This window comes from Herbidospora solisilvae (genome assembly GCF_009901565.1).
In the GTDB taxonomy this organism is placed as follows: Bacteria; Actinomycetota; Actinomycetes; order Streptosporangiales; family Streptosporangiaceae; genus Herbidospora; species Herbidospora solisilvae.
On the sequence record NZ_WXEW01000005.1, the window covers coordinates 519,958 to 543,020 of the forward strand.

General features: G+C 70.0%; 18 protein-coding genes and 1 pseudogene. 10 read left to right on the forward strand and 9 right to left on the reverse strand.

The genetic code is table 11. The features are described from left to right. The first annotated feature begins 74 nt into the window (after window positions 1–74). The 4 genes from GT755_RS19230 (at window position 75) to GT755_RS19245 (ending at window position 5,121) form a co-directional block, all read left to right on the forward strand. Complete coding sequence (locus GT755_RS19230) at window positions 75–2,681, forward strand: helix-turn-helix transcriptional regulator (RefSeq protein WP_161481043.1); 2,607 nt, start codon at window positions 75–77, stop codon at window positions 2,679–2,681. A gap of 115 nt (window positions 2,682–2,796) precedes the next feature. Next, window positions 2,797–3,987: an MFS transporter gene (locus GT755_RS19235; RefSeq protein WP_202610204.1), complete on the forward strand. Its 1,191-nt coding sequence runs from the start codon at window positions 2,797–2,799 to the stop codon at window positions 3,985–3,987. A gap of 236 nt (window positions 3,988–4,223) precedes the next feature. Then, complete coding sequence (locus tag GT755_RS19240; protein WP_161481045.1) at window positions 4,224–4,493, forward strand: hypothetical protein; 270 nt, start codon at window positions 4,224–4,226, stop codon at window positions 4,491–4,493. A gap of 337 nt (window positions 4,494–4,830) precedes the next feature. Further along, window positions 4,831–5,121, forward strand: a complete 291-nt coding sequence (locus GT755_RS19245; RefSeq protein WP_161481046.1) for a hypothetical protein — start codon at window positions 4,831–4,833, stop codon at window positions 5,119–5,121. 65 nt (window positions 5,122–5,186) lie between these two features. Here the strand turns inward: GT755_RS19245 and GT755_RS19250 are convergent, their stop codons facing one another. After that, window positions 5,187–5,840, reverse strand: a complete 654-nt coding sequence (locus tag GT755_RS19250) for a DUF305 domain-containing protein (RefSeq protein ID WP_161481047.1) — start codon at window positions 5,838–5,840, stop codon at window positions 5,187–5,189. Window positions 5,841–6,056: 216 nt separating this feature from the next. On the opposite strand from GT755_RS19250, the gene GT755_RS19255 reads away from it, so the two are divergent. From GT755_RS19255 to GT755_RS19265, 3 genes and pseudogenes are all read left to right on the forward strand, one after another. Beyond that, entirely contained in the window at window positions 6,057–7,781 is a 1,725-nt protein-coding gene (locus tag GT755_RS19255) for an LVIVD repeat-containing protein (protein ID WP_202610205.1), read from the forward strand. Between the two features lie 123 nt (window positions 7,782–7,904). Next, window positions 7,905–9,245 (forward strand): cytochrome P450, encoded by a 1,341-nt coding sequence (locus tag GT755_RS19260; protein WP_161481048.1) that lies wholly within the window; start codon window positions 7,905–7,907, stop codon window positions 9,243–9,245. A gap of 59 nt (window positions 9,246–9,304) precedes the next feature. Then, window positions 9,305–10,201: pseudogene (locus tag GT755_RS19265) on the forward strand (IS982 family transposase). A gap of 19 nt (window positions 10,202–10,220) precedes the next feature. Here the strand turns inward: GT755_RS19265 and GT755_RS19270 are convergent. Beyond that, window positions 10,221–11,372 (reverse strand): acyl-CoA dehydrogenase family protein, encoded by a 1,152-nt coding sequence (locus tag GT755_RS19270; protein WP_161481049.1) that lies wholly within the window; start codon window positions 11,370–11,372, stop codon window positions 10,221–10,223. Window positions 11,373–11,411: 39 nt separating this feature from the next. After that, a complete protein-coding gene (locus GT755_RS38625) occupies window positions 11,412–11,576 on the reverse strand; it encodes a DUF5999 family protein (protein WP_202610206.1) in 165 nt (54 codons plus the stop codon). Window positions 11,577–11,743: 167 nt separating this feature from the next. Here GT755_RS38625 and GT755_RS19275 point away from each other — a divergent pair, with 167 nt between their 5' ends. Further along, window positions 11,744–13,108 carry a glycosyltransferase family 39 protein gene (locus GT755_RS19275; protein ID WP_161481050.1) on the forward strand — a complete coding sequence of 455 codons (1,365 nt, stop codon included), beginning with the start codon at window positions 11,744–11,746 and terminating at the stop codon, window positions 13,106–13,108. Here the strand turns inward: GT755_RS19275 and GT755_RS19280 are convergent. Further along, window positions 13,061–13,780 (reverse strand): phytanoyl-CoA dioxygenase family protein, encoded by a 720-nt coding sequence (locus GT755_RS19280; RefSeq protein ID WP_161481051.1) that lies wholly within the window; start codon window positions 13,778–13,780, stop codon window positions 13,061–13,063. The genes GT755_RS19275 and GT755_RS19280 overlap by 48 nt on opposite strands. Next, window positions 13,777–15,828: a spermine/spermidine synthase domain-containing protein gene (locus GT755_RS41205; RefSeq protein WP_328794414.1), complete on the reverse strand. Its 2,052-nt coding sequence runs from the start codon at window positions 15,826–15,828 to the stop codon at window positions 13,777–13,779. Before GT755_RS41205 ends, GT755_RS19280 begins: the two co-directional genes overlap by 4 nt. A 168-nt stretch (window positions 15,829–15,996) precedes the next feature. Between GT755_RS41205 and GT755_RS41210 the strand changes: the two genes are divergently transcribed. Then, window positions 15,997–17,070, forward strand: coding sequence for a lytic polysaccharide monooxygenase auxiliary activity family 9 protein (locus GT755_RS41210; protein WP_161481052.1), 1,074 nt, complete (start codon window positions 15,997–15,999; stop codon window positions 17,068–17,070). A gap of 37 nt (window positions 17,071–17,107) precedes the next feature. Here GT755_RS41210 and GT755_RS19295 read toward each other — a convergent pair whose 3' ends face one another. The 4 genes from GT755_RS19295 to GT755_RS19310 all read right to left on the reverse strand — a co-directional run bounded on the left by GT755_RS19295 (window position 17,108) and on the right by GT755_RS19310 (window position 21,956). Further along, a complete protein-coding gene (locus tag GT755_RS19295; protein ID WP_161481053.1) occupies window positions 17,108–18,607 on the reverse strand; it encodes a hypothetical protein in 1,500 nt (499 codons plus the stop codon). A 115-nt stretch (window positions 18,608–18,722) separates the two neighbouring features. Then, window positions 18,723–19,685 carry a quinone oxidoreductase family protein gene (locus tag GT755_RS19300; protein ID WP_161481054.1) on the reverse strand — a complete coding sequence of 321 codons (963 nt, stop codon included), beginning with the start codon at window positions 19,683–19,685 and terminating at the stop codon, window positions 18,723–18,725. A gap of 34 nt (window positions 19,686–19,719) precedes the next feature. Then, window positions 19,720–20,538 carry a helix-turn-helix transcriptional regulator gene (locus GT755_RS19305; protein WP_161481055.1) on the reverse strand — a complete coding sequence of 273 codons (819 nt, stop codon included), beginning with the start codon at window positions 20,536–20,538 and terminating at the stop codon, window positions 19,720–19,722. Window positions 20,539–20,600: 62 nt separating this feature from the next. Continuing rightward, a complete protein-coding gene (locus GT755_RS19310; RefSeq protein WP_235966857.1) occupies window positions 20,601–21,956 on the reverse strand; it encodes an aldehyde dehydrogenase family protein in 1,356 nt (451 codons plus the stop codon). A 96-nt stretch (window positions 21,957–22,052) separates the two neighbouring features. Here GT755_RS19310 and GT755_RS19315 point away from each other — a divergent pair, with 96 nt between their 5' ends. Then, a complete protein-coding gene (locus GT755_RS19315) occupies window positions 22,053–22,877 on the forward strand; it encodes a helix-turn-helix transcriptional regulator (protein ID WP_161481057.1) in 825 nt (274 codons plus the stop codon). Window positions 22,878–23,063: the final 186 nt, after the last annotated feature.

Here is a 23,063-nt window from a genome sequence, read left to right on the forward strand (position 1 = left end):
CATTTCTTGACATGGCGGCAGTCAGTCAAGCTCTCGTCTACTCGAATCGTCAACGCGGCATTCGAAGGGACGAAATGGGACCTGACGCGCGCCCCAGAAGTTCATGGCCGCTCGTCGGACGCGCCGCCGCCCTGCGTGTCGTCACCGAATCGGCGGCGCAGCCGGACGTCGAAGGCGTCGTGGTCGTCGGCCCGCCGGGGGTGGGCCGCACCCGCCTGGTCAAGGAGGCGGCGACGCGGCTGACGGCCGCGGGTCACCCCGTCTCCTCGGCGACCGGCACCCGCGCGGCCGGCACGATCCCCCTCGGGGCTCTGCTCCACCTGGCCCCGCCGGGGGACGCGCTCGGCACCTTCTCCCGGATCGTGGCCCGGTTCGGCGCCCCCGGCGGAAGGCGGCCGGTGCTGGTGGTCGACGACGCCCACCTGCTCGACTCGGCCTCCGCCGCGCTGGTGTACCAACTCGCCGTGCACACCCGCACGTTCGTGGTGCTGACCGTCCGCCAGGGCCAGGCCGTGCCCGACGTGGTCACCGCGTTGTGGAAGGAACGGGTCGCCCGCCGGGTCGAGCTCGGCCCCCTCGGCGACGACGAGATCGACACCCTGCTCGAACGCGGCCTCGGCGGCCCCCTCGACGCGGTCACCCGCCGCAGCCTGCGCCGCCTGTCGGCGGGCAACCCCCTGGTCCTGTACGAACTGGTGCAGTCGGCCCTGGAGGGAGGGTCTCTCCGCACGGTCGACGGCCTGTGGCACCTGGAGGGGCAGCTGCGGGTCACCGGCCGGCTCGGCGACCTCATCGAGGCCCAGATGGACGTCGACGACGCCGCCGTGCTGAGCGTCTTGGAGGTGCTGGCCTGCAAGGAGCCGCTCAGCCAGCCCGTGGTGGAGTCGATCACCGGCCACACGGCCGTCGTCGAGGCCGAACGCCGCGGGCTCGTCATGCTCGAACGCTCCGGCCAGCGCATCCAGGCCCGGCTCACCATCCCGGCGTACGCGGGGGTGATCAGGGCGCGGATGCCCCGGGCGCGGCACCGGGCGATCTGGGAGAGCCTGGCCGAGTCGCTGGCCAAGACCCCGCGCCGCCGCGCCGACGACGCCCTCGAACTGGCCGTCTCCCGGCAACGCGCCGGCCTCGGCTCCTCGGTCGGGGAACTGCTCGCGGGGGCCCGCCAGGCGGCCGAGCACCTGGAGTTCGACATGGCCGAACGGCTCGCCATGGCCACCCGGGAGGCCGGCGGAGGCGTCGACGCCGACCTGACGCTGGCCGAGGTGCTGGCCTGGCAGGGCCGCTACGAGGCGGCGGCCGGGATCCTGCCCGAACCGGAGGAGTGCGCCGACGAGGAGAGCGCCGACCGCCGGGCGATGCTGCAGGAACGTATCGACTACTGGCACCGCGAGGCCGCCCCGGCCGGGGGCCACCCGCCCGGAGAACGCGCCGCCGAGGCGGTGTCGACCTGGATCGTGCTGCTGGAGGGCAACGTAGCCCGCTCGATCGCGGTCGGCACCGCGTTGCTGGCCCTGCCCGACCCGCAGCTCCCGCCCCGCGCCGTCACCTGGGCCGCGACGGCCGTCATGGTGGCCGCGGGCCTCACGGGCGATCGGCGGCTCGTCGACCAGGCCGCCGCCACCGGGCTCGGCGTCGCGGTCGAGCACCGCAACACCCTGCCGAGGGCCGAGGCGCAGGTGCGCAGCGTGCGGTGCGTGGCGCTGGTGCTCTCGGGCGCGCTCGTCGACGCCGCCGCCGCCGTCGAGGCCGGCTACCAGGAGGCGGTCCAGACCCAGCTCCCGCAGACGGTCGGCATCTGGACGGGCCTGCGCGGCATCGTCGCCAAGGCCCAGGGCCGGATGACCCTGGCCCAGCAGGCGCTCCGCGAGTCGATCGTGCTGCTCGAAGGCCACGACCCGCTCCGGCTCCAACGCCTCTACCTGTCGGAGCTGGTCGGCGCCCACGCCATGGCGGGCGACACCGCCGGGGCCGACCAGTGGCTGACCCGCATGGAGGAGACCCCGGCCCCGCCCGGCGCCCTGGTCGACCCGTGGATCAACCGCAACCGCGCCTGGGCCGCCGTCGCCGCCTCCGACCTGCCGCTCGCCGCCGAACGTGCCCTCACCGCCGCGAAGGAGGCCCGCAGGGCCGGCGCGCCCCTGCTGGAGGCGCACGCCCTGGCCGACGCCTGCCGGATGGGCGCCGCCGGCGCGGCCCGCGACCGCCTGGCCGAACTCGCCGTCACCACCCCGACCCCGGTGACCAGGGCGTTCGCCGCCATGGCCGCCGCCCACGCGGCCGAGGACCCCGACCTGCTGCTGGAATCGGCCGCGACGCTGGCCCGCCTCGGACACACGCTGGCCGGGGCCGAGTGCGCCGCGACCTCCTACCGGTTACTCGTGGCGGCCGGACGCCGGACGGCCGCCACCAGCGCGCAGACGCTGGCAAGAGAACTGCTGACCGACTGCGGCGGGGCGAGGACGCCACAGTCGGACCTGTCAGGGGGCGACTCCACGCTGACGCCCCGGGAGCTCCAGATCGCCAAGCTGGTGGCGTCGGGCCTGTCGGGCCGCGCCGTCGCCGACCGGCTCGACCTGTCCCTGCGGACGGTCAACAACCACCTGGGCCGGGTCTACACGAAACTCGGGGTGTCGGGACGGCAGGCACTGGCGCAGGTGCTCGGCTCGACCGAGGCGTGAGGCCGGTCGGCCGGCCCGGTCTGGCAGACGTCCACAACCGGGTTGTTCGGGCGTTTTGCCCACGTATCACCCCCCGCTCCGGGGCGGTGCCCCGGCGCATGCGAGCATGTCCGGGGTGAAAGCGCGACCGCAGGTCATGACCCCGGGTCTGACGTTCCTCTTCGCCGTCGCCGGAGGCGCGGCGGTCGGCAACCTCTACTGGGCCCAGCCCCTTCTCGACTTCATCGCCGCCGATCTGCACGCCGCCACGGCGAGCGCCGGGCTGCTGGTGACGGCCACGCAGGTCGGTTACGCCGTGGGCATCCTGCTCTTCGTCCCGCTGGGCGACGTGCTCAACCGGCGCAGGCTGATCCCGGTGATGCTGGTGGTGTCGGCGGTGATGCTGGTGCTCTGCGCGCTGGCCCCGACGTTCGGTCTGCTGCTGGGCGCGATCACGCTGATGGGGATCACGACCGTGGCCGGGCAGCTGCTCACCCCGCTGGCCGGCGACCTGGCCGACCCGGCCCGGCGCGGCCACGTGGTCGGGGCCGTGACGTCGGGCATCCTGACGGGCATCCTGCTCAGCCGGACGATCAGCGGCCTGGTCGCGGAGTTCGCCGGTTGGCGCACCATCTTCCTCGCGGCGTCGGTCCTGGCCCTGGTTCTGGCGCTGCTGCTCTACCGGGCGCTCCCCGACCTGGAGCCCAAGACCCGGCTGCCCTATCACCGCCTGATCGTGTCGGTGTTCTCGTCGATCCGCCACGAGCGTGTGGTCCGGTGGACCCTCGCCCTGTCCTGCACGGGCTTCGCGATCTTCACCATGTTCTGGACGTCCCTGACCTTCCTGCTGAGCGCCCCGCCCTTCGACTATCCGGTCTCGGTGATCGGCCTGTTCGGCCTGGCGGGCCTGACCGGCGCCCTCGCGGCCCAGCGGGCGGGCCGCCTGCACGACCGGGGCTGGTCGCTGCCCGCGACCGGGATCGGCTGGGTGGTGATTTTGCTGTCGTTCGGCCTCGCCTGGTTCGCGGGGCGGTCGGTGGTGCTCGTCCTGCTGGTCGTGGTGCTGGTCGACGCGGGCATGCAGGGCCTCAACATCCTGAACCAGACGCGGATCTTCGCGGTGTCGCACGAGGCCCGCAGCCGGCTGAACACCGCCTTCGTGACGGGCAACTTCGTGGGCGGCGCGATCGGCTCGGCGGCGGCCTCGGTGTTGTGGTCGGCAGGGGAGTGGCGGGCGGTGTGCCTGGCGGGGATGGTCGCGTCGGCCGTCGCCCTGGCGATCTGGGCCGTCGGCAGGCGCGGCGCCCTGGTCGTTACCCCCTCGTGACGGGCGAACTTCCTACGCCGTAGCGTATGTCGCCGTTTCCCCGGTTTTCCCTCTCGTACGCCTTTGTCGACTGTCATTGAACGGCATCGTGCGACGTCCCCAGGGAAATCAAACCCAACATCGCACACAACCTCCGCAAACCACCGTCAAATCGGCACATATCGCTCGCAATCCCGTCCCGACAAGAAAAAAGTAGAACTATAAACCAACGTCGGGACAATCCAGAGGAGAAGCCCATGGACGGAAAGCGGCGAGTCGCGATGACGGGGGCGGGGTTCCTCGGAGCGACGGCCCTGATCCTTGGCCCGGTGTCGGCGGCGTCGACCGCCGAGGCCGCGACCCCGGCGACCACGACGGCGGTCAGCACGTCGGCGAGCGTGTTCCCGTCCCATGACCGCTGGGACGGCTACGGTCACCACAAGCACCACAAGCATCACAAGCACTACAACAACTACAGCAACTACTACAAGCACCACCACAACCACTACTACGGCTGGTGGTACTGAGGGGAGTCTCCGCCGCCCGGGTGATCGCCCGGGCGGCGGATCTCGTCCGGCGAGGGCCGGTGGCATAAGGGCCGCGTAAGCGCTTTACCAACTCGTGATGGGCTGCACCCGCGCCCGCCAGGGGCTTCCCGAACATTCTCCTCATTCGCCCCCAATAACCCCCCATGTAGGCCGCACTTGGACGTAGCCCAATAAGCCGTACATAAAAGCACCCCCTCAACCGGCTCCCAGAACCTCGCCCCTCTCCCGTCAAATGAACGCCACGCCCTCTCGCGCCGCTTGCCGGTCGTCGGAAAGCCTGGAGGGGCAAGCCAGGCGAATCCTAGGAGGAGAAGCCATGAACGGTAAGCGAGTCGCGACGGTGGGGGCGGGAGTCCTCGGTGCGGCGGCCCTGGTCCTGGGGCCCATCTCAGCGGCGGATGCCGAGACGGCCACCACCGCGACTACTACCGCGGTGAGCACGGTCGCCCAGCCCGCGTCCACGACCTACGACGACTGGGACTACTGGGACGACGATTACTACTACGACGACTACTACTACGACGACTACTACTACGACGACTACTACTACGACGACTGGGACGACTGGGACGGCTACGTCGTCGAGGAGTACTACTACTGGGACTAGCCACTAGTGGCTCCCGCCTCCACCGCCCGGGTCATCACCCGGGCGGTGCAGGTTTCTCCGGGACCCTATTCGAGCGGGCCGCCCATCGAGGCCAGCAACTGCTGCATCCGGTCGATCTCGATGCGCTGGTCGGAGTCGACGTGGGTGGCGAAGACGTAGGTCTCGGTCTCCTGGCCGCCGTCGGCGGCGAACAACTTCTCCACCATCTCCAGCGCGCCCATGTGGTGGGCGATCATGAACTGGGTGAAGAGGCGGTCGAACTCGCCGTCCTTCGCCTTCTCCAGCCGGTCGAACTGGGCCTCGGTCAGCATCCCGGGCATCAGCTCGCCGGCCCCGTGGCCGTGGTCGGTCGACGGCACCTCCTGCCCCCGGGACGTCAGCCACTTCCGCATCTGCGTCATCTCGTCCTCCTGCGTGGACGAGATGCGCTCCGCGATCAGGGTCACGTCGCGGTTCTTGGTGCGCGAGGGCACGAGCGAGGTCATCCGGAGCGCCTGCCCGTGGTGGGGGATCATCCCCTGGAAGAAGATCACGTCGGCGGCGGTGAACGGGACCTCGCTGACAGAGGGCACGGCAGTGCCCGGGAGCGTCTTGGCGTCCTGGCCGGGGGCGCCGGGCTGGACGACGATCGGTGCGTTCGGGGCCGGAGGCGGGGCGTCCTCGCTGCAACCGGCGAGGACCAGGCCGGAGAACAGCAGTAACACGCTCAGTCGACGCAATTGGCTCATGGTGTGGGGCTGCTTCCGCTGTACCGTCGGCATCTGTCCGGAGAAGTAGATATGTCTACGTATAGAACATCAAGACCCTTTCGGTTACGGTACGCGGTGAAATACCACATAGGACCGCCGCCCTGAAACCCAGAGCGCGGTACCCCCTGAAGGGACGGCCCCTTGCGACTACGCACTCTCGGGGTCATCGCCGCTGCCGGAGCGTTAGTGGCGGGCTTCCTGCCCACCGCCGCTCAGGCCGCCGATGATCCGCGTGTCGGGCTCGGAGCCGGCTGGCTGGACGCACAGTCCGCCGCCAGCGGCCTCGAACTGACCAAGCACAACGACAAGCCCGCCGGGTTCGTCAACCCCGACAGCCCGGGCAGCTCCTCGTTCGCCAACTCCGACCTGGCGTTCAGCGGGAACTACGCCTTCGCGGGCAACTACCACGGGTTCAACATCTACGACATCAGCACCGGCGCCGATCCGGTGCTGAAGACGTCGGTGGTGTGCCCGGGTGGTCAGGGTGACCTGTCCGTCTACGAGAACCTGCTGTTCATGTCGGTCGAGGAGACCCGCGGCCGCCTCGACTGCGGCACGCAGGGCGCTCCCGGCACCGTGAACGCCGAGCGCTTCCGCGGCGTCCGCGTCTTCGACATCAGCGACATCAACGCCCCCAAGCAGGTGGCGGCCGTGCAGACCTGCCGTGGTTCGCACACCCACACGGTCGTGACCAGCCCCAAGGACAAGAAGAACGTCTACGTCTACGTCCAGGGCACCTCCAGTGTCCGGTCCGGTGACGAGCTGGCCGGCTGCGCCAACACCGCCGCGACCGACCCGAACACCTCCCTGTGGCGGATCGAGGTCATCAAGGTCCCGCTGAAGAACCCGGAGACCGCCGCCGTCGTGGCCCAGCCGCGCCTGTTCGCCAACCCGGAGACCGGCGCGATCGACGGCCTGCAGAACACCCCGCCGACGGCGCAGCACCCGTCGGGCACGAACTGGTCGCCCCGCCCCGTGACCAACCAGTGCCACGACATCACCGCGTACCCGGAGATCGGGCTGGCCGCCGGCGCCTGCGCGGGCAACGGCATCCTGCTCGACATCAAGGACCCGGAGAACCCCAAGCGCCTGGACGCGGTCGCCGACCCGAACTACGCCTACTGGCACTCGGCGACCTTCAACAACGACGGCACCAAGGTCGTCTTCACCGACGAGTGGGGCGGTGGCTCCGGCGCCCGCTGCCGTGTCACCGACCAGCCGTCGTGGGGTGCCAACTCCATCTACAACATCGTGGACGGCAAGCTGGTGTTCCAGAGCTACTACAAGCTCCCGGCGCCCCAGACGACCGCCGAGAACTGCGTGGCCCACAACGGCTCGCTGGTCCCGATCCCCGGTCGCGACATCATGGTGCAGGCGTGGTACCAGGGCGGCATCTCGCTCTGGGACTTCACCGACTCGGCCAACCCGAAGGAGCTCGGCTACTTCGACCGCGGCCCGGTGAACGCCTCGGCGCTCGTCCTCGGCGGCTTCTGGTCGGCGTACTGGTACAACGGCCAGATCTACGGCACCGAGATCGCGCGTGGTTTCGACGCCTTCAAGCTGGTCCCGACCACCGCCGTCGCGGCGGAGGAGATCGAGGCCGCCAAGGCGGTCAAGCTGAACCTGTTCAACGCGCAGGGTCAGCCGCGTCTGTCGTGGGAGTCGAGCTTCGAGCTCGTCCGCGCCTACCAGGTGCAGGCCGAGCGCGCCGGTCTGGACAAGCTCCAGGCCAAGGCCGTCGACGCCCTGATCGACGAGGCCCAGCGTCTGAAGGACCGTCACAAGAAGCTCCTGGCTTCGGTGGCCCTGAAGACCGCCGCCGCGCTGCTGAAGAAGTCCGACCCGGCGCAGGCCCGGCTCCAGTCGGCCCTGAACGACCTGGCGAAGACCGTCCTCAAGGGTGGCAGGTAGTCCCTGAGTAAGTGATCGACGTGGGCGGGTCCTCCTCGGGGGCCCGCCCGTTCACATGAAGTTTTCTTGATCGGGCCTGCTGCCGCGCATACGCTCCGGACGAGCGAACGGAAAGTGTGCGGCATGGCCAAGATGTTCGACACCTCGCTGCGGATCGACGCGGCCGGGCCACCTGGGATCCCGATCGTCAACAACCTCCGGTTCCTCCGGCACAACGCCTGGTACGCCCTCGACCGCGTCGCCACTCGGTTCCCGGGCCCCGTCGTCCCGCTCACCGGTGGAAACGGGTCGGTCGTGCTGCTCCGTGGCGAGGAGGGCGCGCGTGCCTACTTCACCGAGAACGACGTGTTCGAGCGGCTCAGCGACGGCATCTTCGCCCTGCCGAAGGGCCGCCCCTGGTCGAAGATGTTCGACGCGGTCATCACCTTCAACGGCGACCGGCACCGCCGCTCCCGCCGCCTGCTCATGCCCATCACGCACAAGAACGCGATGGACCACTACGCGACGGTCTTCGCCGAGACGCTGCGACGGTCCCGCTTCGCGGGGGACGACGGCGAGCCGTTCGACATGGCGGCCGAGTTCCTCGACATCACCCGCGCCAACATGCTGGTCTGCCTGCTCGGCATCGAGGTGAACGACGCCAACGTCCGGCTGGCCGGCGACGTGGCGCGGTTGCTCCGGGCGTTCCAGAACCCGCTGGTGCTGCTGTTCCCCAGCGAGGCCGCGTGGACCCCGCACGGCCGCTGGTTACGCGACCTCGCCTCGGTCTACGACCGGCTGGAACTGCTCATCGAGCGCAAACGAGCCGACGACCCCCGGCGCGACGCCCTGTCGATCCTCTGCCACACCGTCGACGAGAACGGCGACCGGCTCAGCACCCCGGAGATCGCCGGCGAACTGCACGGCCTCTTCGCGGCCGGCTTCGAGACCACCGCCATGTCGATGACCTGGGCCCTGCTGACGATCCTCGGCACCCCCGGCCCGGTGCCCGGCACCGAGCACGACCTCGACGCGGCCGTCCGCGAGTCGCAGCGGCTGCTCCCGACCGTCCCGTTCAGCCTGCCGCGCCGGGTGGCCCGTGACATCCGGGTCGGGCCCACCGTGGTCCCGAAGGGCGCGCTCGCGTTCGCCGCGCCGGTGCTGGAGCACCACGACCCGGCGTCCTTCCCCGACCCCGGGGTGTACCGCCCCGACCGCTGGACCGGCGCGAAGTTCTCCCCCTACGCCTTCCTGCCCTACGGCGTCGGCCAGCGCCGCTGCCTGGGCGCGTCGTTCGCCGACCTCCAGATCCGCACCACCCTGGGCCTGATGCGGTGGCCGTCGCTGCTCACCACCGAGGTCGACTACGTCATCAGGTCGGGCGCGACGGCGTTCCCGGGGAAACCCGTGTACGTACGGACCGGGCCGCACACCCCCGCTCCCGGTCCGGTGACCGGGAGCGTGCGACGCCTCTGGGCGGCCTAGACGAGTAGTTCCAAAATTGCACAGTTCTCAGACGTGGGGAGGGTGTCCAACATCGGGTTGTGACGACCGAATTAGACACCCTCTTAACGGCACTGTACGTGCACATCGATGACCGGCTGAAGACCCGGCGGCGCCGTGGACGGCCGCCGTGGCTGACCGATGCCGAACTGCTCACCCTGGCCGTGGCCCAGGCCATCCTGGGATTCCATGGCGAAGCCCGATGGCTGCGCTTTGCTCACGCCCACCTGCGCGGCATGTTCCCCTACCTGCCCCAGCGGCCGGGCTACAACAAGCGCCTTCGCGCGGCGTTACCGCTGGCCAAACAGATGATCCGGTCACTGGCCGCCGACACCGACCTGTGGGCCGACCGGTGCTGGATCGTGGACTCCACCCCGGTGGAGTGCGTCCGCTCCCGGCCTGCCGTGCTGCGCTCGGACCTGGCCGGCTGGGCGGGCTACGGCTACTGCCACTCCCACTCGCGCTTCTACTGGGGGCTCAAGCTTCATCTGATCTGCACCCCGGCCGGTCTGCCGATCGCCTGGGCACTGGCTGACCCGAAGGTCGATGAACGCCAGGTGCTGATGGCGATCTGCGATCTGGAACCGCATCTGATCGCCGCCCGGCCCGGACTGCTGATCCTGGCCGACAAGGGCTAAATCGCCGCCGAACTCGACAGGTTCCTGGCCGCCCGGGGTGTCAGCCTGCTGCGGCCTTCCTACCGCAACCGCGGCGCGCCTCGTCCGGGAGAGCCGCTGCTCAAGACGGTCCGGCAGCTGATCGAGTCCGTCAACGACACCTTGAAAGGCCAGCTGGGTCTCGAACAGCACGGCGGCCGGAGCATTGAGGGCGTGGGTGTCCGGGTGGCTCAGCGGATTCTGGCGCTGACCTGCGCGATCTGGCACAACCGCAGCACAGGAGCGCCAATTGCTAGATCCTTGATCGCGTACGACCACTGAGCCATTCGGAACTACTCGTCTAGACGAACGCGCTCTCGCCGGTGACGGCCCGTCCGACGATCAAAGTGTTGATCTCGCGGGTGCCCTCGTAGCTGTAGATGGCCTCGGAGTCGGCGACGAAGCGGCCCATGCCGTAGTCGAGCACGATCCCGTTCCCGGCCATGATCTCCCGGCCCCACCCGACGGCCTCGCGCATCCGGGCCGTGCAGAACGCCTTGGCCAGCGCCGAGTGCTCGTCGCGGTAGACCCCGTCGTCCTGGAGTTGCGCCAGGCGTACCACCATGCCGAGAGAGCTGGTCACGTTGCCGAGCATGCGCACGAGCAGATCCTGCACGAGCTGGAACGACGCGATGGGCCGCCCGAACTGCTCGCGCTCCTTCGAGTACGCCAGCGCCCGCTCGTAGGGGCCGATCATGCACCCGACGGCCTGCCAGGCGACGCCGCCCCGCGTCTGCCGCAGGATCGTCGCGGTGTCCTTGAACGAGGAGGCCCCGGCCAGCCGGTTCTCCTCCGGCACGAGCACGTTCTCCAGCGTGATGTCGGCGTTCTGGACGGTCCGCAGGGCGATCTTGTTCTCGATCTTCGTGGCGGTGAACCCGGGGGAGCCCCGGTCGACCACGAATCCCTTGACCTGCCCGTCGCCCTCGTCCTTGGCCCACACGATGACGTAGTCGGCGAACGTCGCGTTGCCGATCCAGCGTTTGGCCCCGTTGAGCACCCAGGTGTCGCCCTCACGCCGGGCGGTGGTGCGGAGCCCCGCGGCGACGTCGGATCCGCCGGTCGGCTCGGTCAGCGCGAAGGCGCCGATCTTCTCCATCGCGGCCATACGCGGCAACCAGCGCTCCCGCTGCTCCTCGGAGCCCAGCCGGGCGACGCTGCCCATGGCCAGGCCCGCGTGCACCCCGAAGAAGGTGCCCCACGACGGGTCGACCCGGTTCATCTCCAAGACGACGAAACCGGTCAGCAGGCTGCGCGCGCCCCGGAAAGCGAGGCCCGCGACGTCGAGTTTGGCGAACTCGGGCACGAGCTGGTGTGGGAACTCGGCCCTGGTCCACTGGTCGTCGGCGATCGGCGCGACCCGATCGGCCATGAACTCGCGTACCCGCTCGATCGTCTGCTTCTCATCCCCGTCGAGCAGGTCGGCGTACGCATAGAGATCCCCGTTCGTCATGCCTCACCCTTGCCCGGGGGGCATGCGGCGTAACGAGGGTCAGCGCGCGGCGCTGCCGTCGGGGAGCAGCAGGCCGAGGTCCTCGAACAACACGACGCCGTTGCACAGCAGGCTCCAGCCCTGTTCCGGGTGGGCCGCCACGACGTGGGCGGAAACGCGGTCGGAGGCGTCGGGGGACGGACACTTGGGCTGATGCTGACACATCATCGCGACCTCTCAGGTGGGCTCCTGGATCACCAAACGAATGAATCCGCGGATTTGCGCCCGCTCTTCCTACTTTGGACACCTAAAGAGTGACCTAAGCCACTATCACTTCGCTTTCCGTCCGCTGTACGCGGATTGCAGGCCCCGCCCGGGGCAGTTGCGCGCACATGACGCGCGTCGTGGTGTTCGTCATGGCCGTCGCCATGGGCCTGTGGGGCCTCGACCGGGGCTCGATGTGGCAGGACGAGGCGACCACCTACGCCATCGCGAGCCGCTCCCTCGGCGACCTCTTCACCACCCTGGGCAACGTGGACGCCGTCCACGGCCTCTACTACCTGATCGTGCACGCCGTGCTGCTCCTCCCGGGCGACCCGGAGGTGCTGATCCGCCTTCCGTCGGTGCTCGCCACCGGCCTGGCCGCGCTCGCCGTCGCGGGTGCCGCCCGGCGGATGCGCGGCAGCGGCCTCGCGGCGGGCGCGGCCTACGCGCTGCTGCCCGTCGTGTCCCATTACGCCCAAGAGGGCCGCTCACCCGCTCTGGTGTGCGCCGCGGTGGCGTGGGCGATGTACGCGCTCGTACGGCGATCCTGGGTCGGGTACGCCGTCGCGGTGACCGTGGCGGCCTACCTGAACCTGACGTCGCTGCTCGTGCTGGCGGCGTTCGCGGTGCCCGGCCTGCTCGTCGACCGGCGCCGGTGGCTGATCGCCTCGGCGGCGGCCCTCGCGGCGAGTGTGCCGCTGATCCTGGTCGCCTATCCGCAGAGCGCGCAGGTGGCCCGGCTGACCCCGCCGACCTGGACCGACGCCGCCGACCTGGTGACCGGCTTCGCCGGCTGGACCGTCGTGCTCGCGCTGCTCGCACTGTTCCGCGGCGGCCCGCTGCGGGTGGTGGCGCTGCCGCTGGCGGTCGTCCCGCCCGCGTCGCTGTTGCTGTTGTCGCAGGTCAAGCCCTACTACGAAGAACGCTATGTGCTGTACGCCGTCATCGGCCTCGCCCTGCTGATCGGCTCGGCCGTCGACGGGATCGCGAGGCTGGCCCGCCCGGCCGTGGCCGTCCCGGCCGCCGCCGCGACGCTGGCGGTCGTGCTGCTCCCGGCGCTGCCCGCCCAGGCGGCGACCCGCCGGCTCGACTCCCGTCCCGACGACCCGGCCGCCGTCGCGAAACTCATGGGCCAGCTGGCGCTGCCGGGCGACACGGTCGTCTACCTGCCGTCGATCCGGCGGCTGGTCGCCGAGGCCTACCCGGCGCAGTTCGGCGCGGTGCGCGACGTCGCGCTGAAGGAGAGCGGGGCCGAGTCGGGGACGCTGGCCGGACGGGAACGGCCCGCCCACGAGATCAGACTCGGCGACCGGGTCTGGACGGTCAGCCGCAACTACCCCAAACCCGCCGACCTCGACTCGGAGCAGGACCGGGCCAAGCAGCTCATGCTGCACTACAACTACAAGAAGGGACCGGTCTACCGGGTGCTCGGCTACGCGATCCGGCTATACGTCCGGCGCGAACCCGCGCAGCATCATGCCCTGGCCCCGTGACCGGTGCACGTTGTCGGCCGGTTCGTCCTCCGGGTCGCGGAACTGCACCAGGAACGTGGTGCGGTCTTCGCCGGAGGTGTTCACCCCCGACCCGTGCACCAGCAGGTAGCTGAGGAACAACACGTCACCGGCCTCGGCCTCGACCGGGACCGCCGACGACAGCGGCCACTCGTCGAGCGGCAGGTGCCAGCCGCCCTCCTCGACGTGGGGGAGCGGGCCGCGCCTGTGGCTGCCGGGCACCACCCGTACACAGCCCTTCTCCTCGGGGGCGTCGTCGAAGTGGAAGATGGCGGCGGCCATCGTGTGGCGGGTGTGCGGGAAGTGCGCGGCGTCCTGGTGCATCGGGAACGGCGAGCCGCGCTCGGCCGGCTTGACGAAGATCTTCGTGTGGTGGAGCTGGACGTTGGGCGAGCCCACGACCTCGGCGGCCACGTCGGTGAACCGGGGGTCGACGATGAGCCGGGAGAACACGGCGGCGTGGAACTGGGCGTCGTGACAGTGCCGCAGCTCGGTGTGCCGTTCGGTCAGCTTCCGGGCCACCGCCCACGTGGGGTCGACCGCCCGGAGCCGGGAGATCAGCTCGTGCGTCTCCCGGCGGCAGGCCGCCGCCTCTTCTGGGGTGATCAGCCCCTTGACCAGCACGTATCCGTTCTCGCGGTAGAAGTCGATCACGTGAGGGCCCGTGCGGTGCGCGGCAGCAGCACGAACGCGCCCAGGTAGAGCAGACCGGCCACGATCAGCAGCGAGTTGTAGCCGAGCATCAGGGCGGCGTATTCGAGACAACCGCCGACCATCGCGCCGAGCAGGTTGGCGCCGAAGGCGGTGGTCGAGTCGTCGGTCTCGGTGAAGCGCTTGGCGAACACCACGTTGGCCGCGAAGATCGGCAGGAACGCGATGGCCACCGCCACCGGGATGCGCAGCGCCAGCGGCAACGACAACAACCACGAGTTCGGCACGAGCCAGCCGACGACCAGGCCGACCGCGATCACGCCGTACATGACCGGAAGGGACGGGGTGCGGAAGCGGCGCGTCACCTCGACCGCGGCGAGCACCGCGACCAGGACGCCCGCGAAGACGATCGCGTTCACCACCCAGGTGGTGCCGAACAGCAGCGCGAAGCCGGTGATGCTCTTGGTCTCCAGCAGCATGAAGCCGACACCGAGCAGGAACAGGTCGGCGTAGGGCCGCATCTGCCGGAACGGCCCCGCCACGACCCGCACCGCCAACACGCTGACCAGCAGGATCAGGCCCAGGGCGAAGATGTAGAGCGACGGGATCGACGTGGTGCTCAGGTAGAGGAACGGCCGGTCGTCGCTGGTCGGCGCGGGGGTGCCGGCCGCGGCGCCGCCCCACTCGCCGGCGCACGCCTGGTCGGCGGGGGTGAGCCCCGCGGTGATGACGGCCTGGCCGCCCCAGCCGGTGAAGTCGACGCACGGCTTGTGCCCGAACGCCGCCTGCGCGGTCGACGCGAGCCGGTCGATCAGCCAGGTCTCGCGGTAGTAGTTGTACATCGAGAACGCGCCACCCGGCTTCAGGTGCTCCTTCGCCGCCTCCATGGCCTGCTCGGTGAACAGGTAGCTCTCCAGCCGCAGGGAGCTCGCGCCCGACACCAGGGTCAGCGAGTCGGGCAGGGCGAAGAGGATGAGGTCGTACTTCTTGTCGGTGCGCTCCAGGAAGGCGCGGCCGTCGTTGATGTGGGTGGTCACGCGCGGGTCGGAGTAGGGCTTGTCGGGGTGGAACTCACCGCCGAGCTGGCGCAGCTTCGGGTCGATCTCGACCGCGTCGACGTGCTTGGCGCCCTTCAGCAACGAGATCGCGACGTCGGTGCCGCTGCCCGCGCCGACGATCAGCACGTCGTCGAGCCGCTGGCCCGCGGCGGCGACGGAGCGCTGGTAGGGCATGCCGTACTGCTGCTCCCACTCCAGCCGCTTGGCCGCCGGGATCGCCTGCTGGTGGGGGATGCCGTTGACCTGGATGTCCAGGACGTCGACGCCCTGCTGCTGGAACGCCTTGGTGGTGACCTTGTAGTAGGGCGACCAGAGGGCCCCGGCGGAGAAGGTCTCGATGGCCAGCGCCGTGATGACGAGCAGCGCGGGAACGGCCAGCAGGGCTCCGGTGAGCAGGCCCTGCGGGCGCATCACCACGAAGTAGCCGATCGCGACCACGAGCCCCCACGCCAGCGGCGGCGCGCTCAGGAACGACAGCAGCGTGAACAGCCCGATGCCGCAGAGCGACCCGACGAGGTCCCACCGGTAGGCCTCAAGCCGGTCGAGCTTCGGGAAACACTGGCCGACCAACTCGGCCGGCCCCATCAGCACCAGCGCGACCACCACGAAGATGACCGGCAGGATCAGCCAGGCCGGCGGCCCGCTCGTCTCCAGGCTGGTGAAGTAGAGGATGCCGGTCGCCTCCCGGTTGACGTGCACCGGGAAGAAGCTGATGACCAGCACCAGCACGGCCAGCAGGACCGGCGAGTAGTAGGGCTGCCGTTTCGTGCGCCCCACCCGCAGGAACCCGAGCCCGATCCCGAGGAACGACCCGAGCAGCACGAAGTTGGTGAAATAACTCAGATGGACGACGTTGGACCCGGTCCATCGGATGAGCGACAACTCCAGGAAGAGCATCAACCCACTCGCCACGACGAGGCGCGGTCGCACCGCGAGCCAGTGGCGGGGTTCGTTGTCGTCCTGACGGGCGGGGGCTTCCTGCTGGACTGTCACCTGGGGCACGTTAGCGAACCGGTCAAAGTGTGACCAGTCTCTCTGAATCGTTCAGTTGCTTTCTGGAGATTTCCCAGTTCGGGCGGCAGGGCCGAAGCATCACCGTTGTCCTTGACAACGAGTTAGGAGACGTTGGGCGCTCCCCCACACCTCTCCTAGGAGGAGCACGTGCACACGCTCTCCCGGACCCTACTCGCGGCCCTGGCAGCCCTGGCACTCCTCGCCACAGCACTCGTCGCGACCGCGAACGCCCACGGCTCCGTCACCGACCCGCCGAGCCGCAACTACGGCTGCTGGCAGCGCTGGGGCACTGACCACCAGAACCCGGCGATGGCCCAGCAGGACCCGATGTGCTATCAGGCCTGGCAGTACGACGTCCAGGCCATGTGGAACTGGAACGGCCTCTACCGCGAACAGGTGGCGGGCAACCACCAGGCCGCCGTCCCCGACGGCCAGCTCTGCAGCGGCGGCCGCACCTTCAACGGCCGCTACAACGCCATGGACACCCTCGGCGCGTGGAAGACCGTCGACAAGCCCACCCGCTTCACCCTGAACATGTACGACCAGGCCGTCCACGGCGCCGACTACATCCGCGTGTACGCCACCAAGCAGGGCTTCAACGCGTTGACGACGCCACTGAAGTGGAGCGACCTCGAACTGGTCGGTCAGGTGGGCCGCGTGCCGACCGGCGCGACCACCCCCGTCGAGGTGAACGCCCCTGGCCGCTCGGGCCGCCACATCGTGTTCACGGTCTGGCAGGCCAGCCACATGGACCAGTCGTACTACTTCTGCAGCGACGTGAACTTCGTCGGCGGCAACCCCAGCCCGACCCCGACCCCCACGCCGACCCCGACCCCCACGCCGACCCCGACCCCCACCCCGACGCCCACCCCCACCCCGACGCCGACTCCCACCCCGACGCCCACGCCCACCCCGAACCCGGGCCAGGGCTGCTCGGCGGCCTACAAGGTGGCCTCGACGTGGGGCGGCGGCTTCCAGGCCGACGTGACGGTGACGGCCGGTTCGTCGCCCATCTCCGGCTGGCAGGTGAACTGGACGTGGCCGAGCGGCCAGTCCATCAGCCAGTCGTGGAGCGCGACGGTCACGAGTAGCGGTTCCAGCGTGACGGCGCGGAACGTGGCGTACAACGGCTCGCTGGGCGCGGGCGCGTCGGCGACCTTTGGCTTCCTCGCCTCGGGCAACTCCAGCAGCGCACCCACGGTGACCTGCCGGACCGTCTGACTTTGAGCCCGCCCGCCCGCCGGTCTGGCGGGCGGGCTCACCTGTCGCCGTCGACCACCAGCAGATCGTTCAGCGCCGCGATGACGAGCGCGGAGGTGTCCGGCCGTGAGAGGGCGTCAGGCAGGAGAGACGGCCTTCTGGCGAAATTCGCCGCTGCCAGATCCGCTCTCATGGTCGACCACTTCGGGAGAGATTCAAGGCTTTCGGCCAGCTTCATCAGCCGATCAGGCGATGCTCCTCTGTTGCGCATCCATTCGAAATTCACTGAGAGGACGGACCTGGTCTGCCCGGTGTAGACGCTCCACACGGCCGCTTCGTCGAAACCGAGGCTGAACCATGCCGTGACCGACGGGTAGGCGCCTTCCCCGAAGTAGTAGCCGCGGAAAGACGGATGGCTTTCGGCGTGACGGTAGACGTCGAGCAAGGTGCCCGCCACGTCGGGAGGGCAATAATCCTCCAGCGCATTCAGAAAGCTGCTCTCATCCCACTTACTCGTCCCTCGAACTTTGGGGCCCTGGGTCGGCTGCGCCGGTACGGTGCCGAGTGAACCGACGTCGGCCGGGGCGGTGTCGTAGTCGACGGCGGGTAGCGGGTCGCCCAAAGCCAGCAAGATGGCGATGGCGACGGACTCGAGAGAGTCGATGGTCTCTTCGGCGTCGGAGGCCGTGATGTGTTTCCGCTTCCCGGGCCGTTCCGGATCATGGTCGGCCGTGTGTGCGATGTTGTTCCGGCGCCAGGCGATCTCCCTGAGGAGACCCCGCACCCCGTCGGCGTTGACGGGCGAACGGGGATCCTGGTCGGTGAGGACCTTCGCGACCGTGGGCCACAAGTTGACCGTGCTGACGTAGCCGAACCCTTCCTTGATCTTGTCTGGGTTCTGGAAGGTCATGAACGCGAACACCTGGTCGAGGTGGGCGCGGAAGGTCTCGGCCAGGGGCGCTTCATGGTGGTGAACCCGTTCGAACAACTCCACGGGCATGGACAGGTTGCTGAACTTGGGCGGACGGGGTGTTCCAGGTCGAAGCGCGAGGGCCACGCCCCGGTCGACGATCTCTCGGGTGACCCAGTGGTCCAGCGCCGCGACCGCCTGTGTCCACGCCGCACGGTAGAGATCCGATACATCGAAGGCGCCCACTCCGAGTCGTTCCAGGTTGCGGCCACCGTGCACCAGTTCCCGGGCATATCCGAGGTTCTGCTGGAACTGCCGGAAGGGGCCGGGGGGAACGTCCGGATCCGAGTGAAGACGGCGGAGCCGAAACTGCCGGGTCAATTCGCCGAAAAGGTTATGGGCGTCCGGAATTTCGTCCAGTTTCTGGACGCCCACGTCGGTGATGGACCAGCCGTTTCTCGTCACCGTCCACCCCAGCGCCGCGGCTTCGCCGAAATGGAAACCCAGTTCCGTCCACGAGCGCGTCCGGCCGTCCACATCTCGCCGGGCCAGCGCCTCACGCACGTCATTCGGCCGCATCGGCTGACCGGCGTCGCGAAGGATCTCCAAGGCGATGCGAAACGGAGCGGAATACGCGGAGAAAGACATGAGAGCTCCGTACTGGTTCAACAAGCGGTTACCAGTAGAAGTCCTATAACGCGTTAATAGGTTCTGTCTCGGGTTTCCATACGAGCCCGCAGCCGTTGCGGCGGTGTGGCAGGCCCTATCTCATGGCGAGGATGAGTCGCCCCGAGACGCCGCCGGCCTCCATGCGCGCATGGGTGTCGGCGGCGCGGTCGAGCGGATAGGTCTCGACGGCGAGCTTGATCGAGCCGTCGGCGACGGCCGCCATCGCCTCGGCGGCGGCCGGGGCGGCCGAAGCCGGGGTTCGCTGCAGGAACATGCCGACGGCGAAGCCGACGATGCCCCTGTTGCCGAACCACAACGTGTTGCTGTCGATCGTGTGGCCGGAGCGGTCGGCGCTGCCCACGGCCACCAGCCTTCCCATGTCGGCGAGCAGGCCCAGCGCTCGCCCGCGCAGTTCCCCGCCCACCGGGTCGATCACGACGTCGAACTCCGGAGCGTCCAGGGAGTCGAACAGGACCGCCCGGTCGAAGCCCAGCCGTTCCGCCTCGGCGATCCGGGCCGCCGACCGGACCGTGCCGACCACCTCGCGAGCGCCGAGGCGTTTGGCGATGGCGGGGAAGACGGAGGCGAGGGCGCCGGTCGCGCCGGTGACCAGCACCTTCGCGTCAGGAGGCAGCGTGATCGCCCTGGTCAGGGCCAGTACGGCGGTGGTCGCGTTGGGCAGGGCGGCGACGGCCTGCGCCGGGTCCAGGCCGTCCGGGAGGCGGAAGGTGGCCGCGGCCGGGGCGATCATCACCTCGGCGTAGCCGCCGCCCGTGGCGATCGAGAGGGTCGCGACGCGGTCGCCGGGGCGCAGCGTGGTCACGCCCGCGCCGACGGCGCGGACCGTGCCCGCGGCCTCGATCCCGGGGGTGTACGGCGGCTGCATCGGCAGGCCGTGACCGGCGAAGTCGCCGCGCCGGATCAGCACGTCGATCAGGCCGACGGCGGCGTGGGTCACGTCGATGGCGACCTCGCCCTCGCCCGGCACGGGGACCGGCAGTTCGGCCGGTTCGAGGACGTCGGGGGCGCCGTAGCGGGTCACGCGGACAGCCTTCATGGCGATCTCTCCAGGTGGCGTGGCGGATGAGGAGTCAGACGGAGGCGTGCCAGGCGCCGAGCAGGCGCAGCGCGCCCGCCGACGGTGAGCCGGGGTCGGCGTGGAACATGACGAGGGTCTGCTCCGGGTCGCCGGCGGCGGTGAACGTCTCGTAGTTCAGGGTCAGCTCGCCCACGACGGGATGGCGGAAACGTTTCCTGCCGTCGGCGTGGCGGACGACCGCGTGCTCGTTCCACACCTGGCGGAACAGGGCGCTGGCGTGGGTGAGCTCGTCGACGAGCGGGGTGAGCTCCGGGTCGTCGGGGTGGGCTCCGGCGTACAGGCGCAGGACGGCCACCACGCTGCGGGCGACCTCGGGCCACTCAGGGTAGAGGTCCTTCGCCGCCGGGTCGAGCAGGATGAAGCGGGCCAGGTTGCGGCCGGTGAATCCGGCGTACAGGGCCGTGAAGAGGGTGTTGGACGCCAGGACGTCGGTCCGGCGGCCCTGGATCATCGCGGGCACGTGGTCGAGCGTGGCCAGCAGGTTGCGCAGGCCGGGGCTGACGCGCTGGCGCGGCAGCGGCTCCCGGCGCATGATCACGCCGGTCTCGGCGGCGACGAGGTCCCAGAGGTGGGCGCGTTCGGTCTCGTCGAGCCGGAGCGCCCTGGCCAGCGCCTCCCACACCGAGCGGGAGACGCCGCGGGCGAGCCCGCGCTCCAGCTTGACGTAGTAGTCGACGCTGACGCCCGCGAGGCTCGCGACCTCCTCGCGGCGCAGGCCGGGCACACGGCGGGGGCGGACGTCGGCCGGAAGGCCCGCCGCTTCCGGGGTGATCCGGTCGCGGCGGGCTCGAAGGAACTCACCGACTGCCATGTGTTCAGGCTAGGCACGCCGGTCCGGGAAGGGACCGGTGAGAGGGGTACCGCTGGACCCCCTCAGAGCTGGATCGACTTGACCTCCAGGAACTCCTCCAGCCCGAAGCGGCCGAACTCGCGGCCGTTGCCCGACTGGCGGTAGCCGCCGAAGGGGGCGAGCGCGTTCCAGTGACCGCCGTTGACGTCGACCTGGCCGGCCCGGATGCGCCGCGCGAGCGCGCGGGCCTCCTCGTCGGGGCCGAAGACGCCGCTGGTCAGGCCATAGGTGGTGCCGTTGGCGATGGCCACGGCCTCCTCGGCGTCCCGGTAGGGGATGATCGTCAGCACCGGGCCGAAGATCTCCTCCTGGGCGACGGCCGAGGCGGGGTCGACGTCGGCGAAGATCGTGGGGCGGACGTAGGCGCCCTTCTCCAGCGGCCGTCCGGTGCCGCCGAAGACCAGGCGGGCGCCGTCGGCGATGCCGCGCTCGATGTAGCCGTGCACCTTGTCGCGGTGCTGCTCCGACGCCATCGGGCCGATCATCGTGGTCTCCAGGAGAGGATCCCCGACGGTGTAGGTCTCCGCGACCGCCACCACACGCTCGACGATCTCCTCCTGAAGGTGGACGGGCACCAGCAGCCGGGGCCACGAGCCGCAGACCTGGCCGCCGTTGGTGAAGGACATGGCCACGCCGTGGGGGACGGCCACGTCGAGGTCGGCGCCGTCGAGGATCACGTTGGCGCCCTTGCCGCCCAGTTCCAGGGCGACCCGCTTGACCGTCTCGGCGGCCACCGAGCCGATGCGGCGGCCGGCCCTGGTCGAGCCGGTGAAGGAGATCATGTCGATGCCGGGGTGGGCGGAGATCGCCTCGCCGACGACGTCGCCGGTGCCGTACACGACGTTGAAGACGCCGGCCGGGAGGCCGGCCTCGGCGGCGATCTCGGCCAGGACCCGCGCGGTGAGCGGCGCGATCTCCGACGGCTTCCAGACGACCGTGTCGCCCGCGACCAGCGCCGGGGCGAGTTTGGAGACGATCTGCTGGAGCGGGAAGTTCCACGGCGTGATCGCGCCGACGACGCCGATCGGCTCGCGCACGACCAGCGAGGTGCCGATCTCCTCGGTCCAGGCGAAGCTCTCCGCCAGGGCGGCGAACGACTGGGCGACGGCCACCGGGAACTGGATCTGCGCCGTGCGGGCCAGGCTGACCGGAGCGCCCATCTCGGCGGTGATGAGGGCGGCGAGTTCGTCGGTACGGGCGGCGATGCCCGCCCCGATGCGGCCCACGACCGCCGCCCGGTCGAGGGGGTCGGTCGCGGCCCAGGCGGGGAGGGCGGCACGGGCGGCGGCCACCGCCCGGTCGACGTCGGCGGCGGTACCCGCGGGCACCTCGGCGACCATGTCGCCGGTGGCGGGGTTGAACACGGGGATGGTTGTCATGCCATCGAACCTGCCGGGTGCGGGAGGCCGCATCCAGGGACGAAGTGTCCGTGGCTGCGCGGAATCACCCCAGGTCCGGAGGTTGTTGAGCAGAACATGCAACGGGCCCGACTCGCCGACTTCCTGCGCACCCGGCGCGAGGCGCTCCAGCCCGAGGACGTGGGCCTGCCGCGCGGCTCGCGGCGCCGGACGGGCGGGCTGCGCCGCGAGGAGGTCGCCGCCCTGTCGGCCATGTCGACCGACTACTACAGCCGGATCGAGCAGCAGCGCGGCCCGCAGCCGTCGGAGCAGATGCTGGCCGCCATCGCCCGCGCCCTGCGCCTCACCGACCAGGAACGCGACCACCTGCTCCGCCTGGGCGGATACGCCGTCCGGCCGCGCGTGAAGGCCGTGCGGAGCGTCAACCCCGGCATGCAGCGCATCTTCGAAAACCTCCCGGCCGACGCCGCCGCGCTCGTCGTGAGCGACCTGGGCGAGACCCTCCGCCAGACCCCGCTGGCCCGCGAACTCCTCGGCGACGGCCTCGCGTACGAGGGCCTGTCGGCCAGCCTCCACTACCGGTGGTTCGACGATCCGGCCGTACGAAGGATTCATCCGGCCGACGACCACGCCACCGTGGGCCGGGAACTGGTCGCCGATCTTCTCCGGATCCACACGCGGGACGGCGAGAACTCCCGCGCGGGCGATATCGTACGGACCCTGCTGGCCCGCAGCCCCGAGTTCGCCGCGCTCTGGCGTGAGCATCCGGTGCCCGGTCCGGCCTGCGCCAGGAAGCGGTTCACGCACCCTGAGACGGGTGCGCTCGACCTCGACTGCCAGACGCTGGTCGATCCCGACCAGAGCCAGTCGCTGCTCGTCTACACCGCCCCAGCCGGCTCAGTGGCCGCCCAGAAGCTCAGGCGGATTGGTTTGCACGGGTAGCCAAACTAAAGGGTTGCGCTCCCGACGGTGCTGAACGCCTCATTTTGTAACGGTCCAGTTACGCGGTGCACAACGCTGTGACCTGCGCATTTTCGTCGATGTCAACTCGTTACCCGTTCACACGGTGCGCTCCAGACACGTGCGTGTTACAAACCTCATTAATTGATTGCCGAGACAAATGAAAGG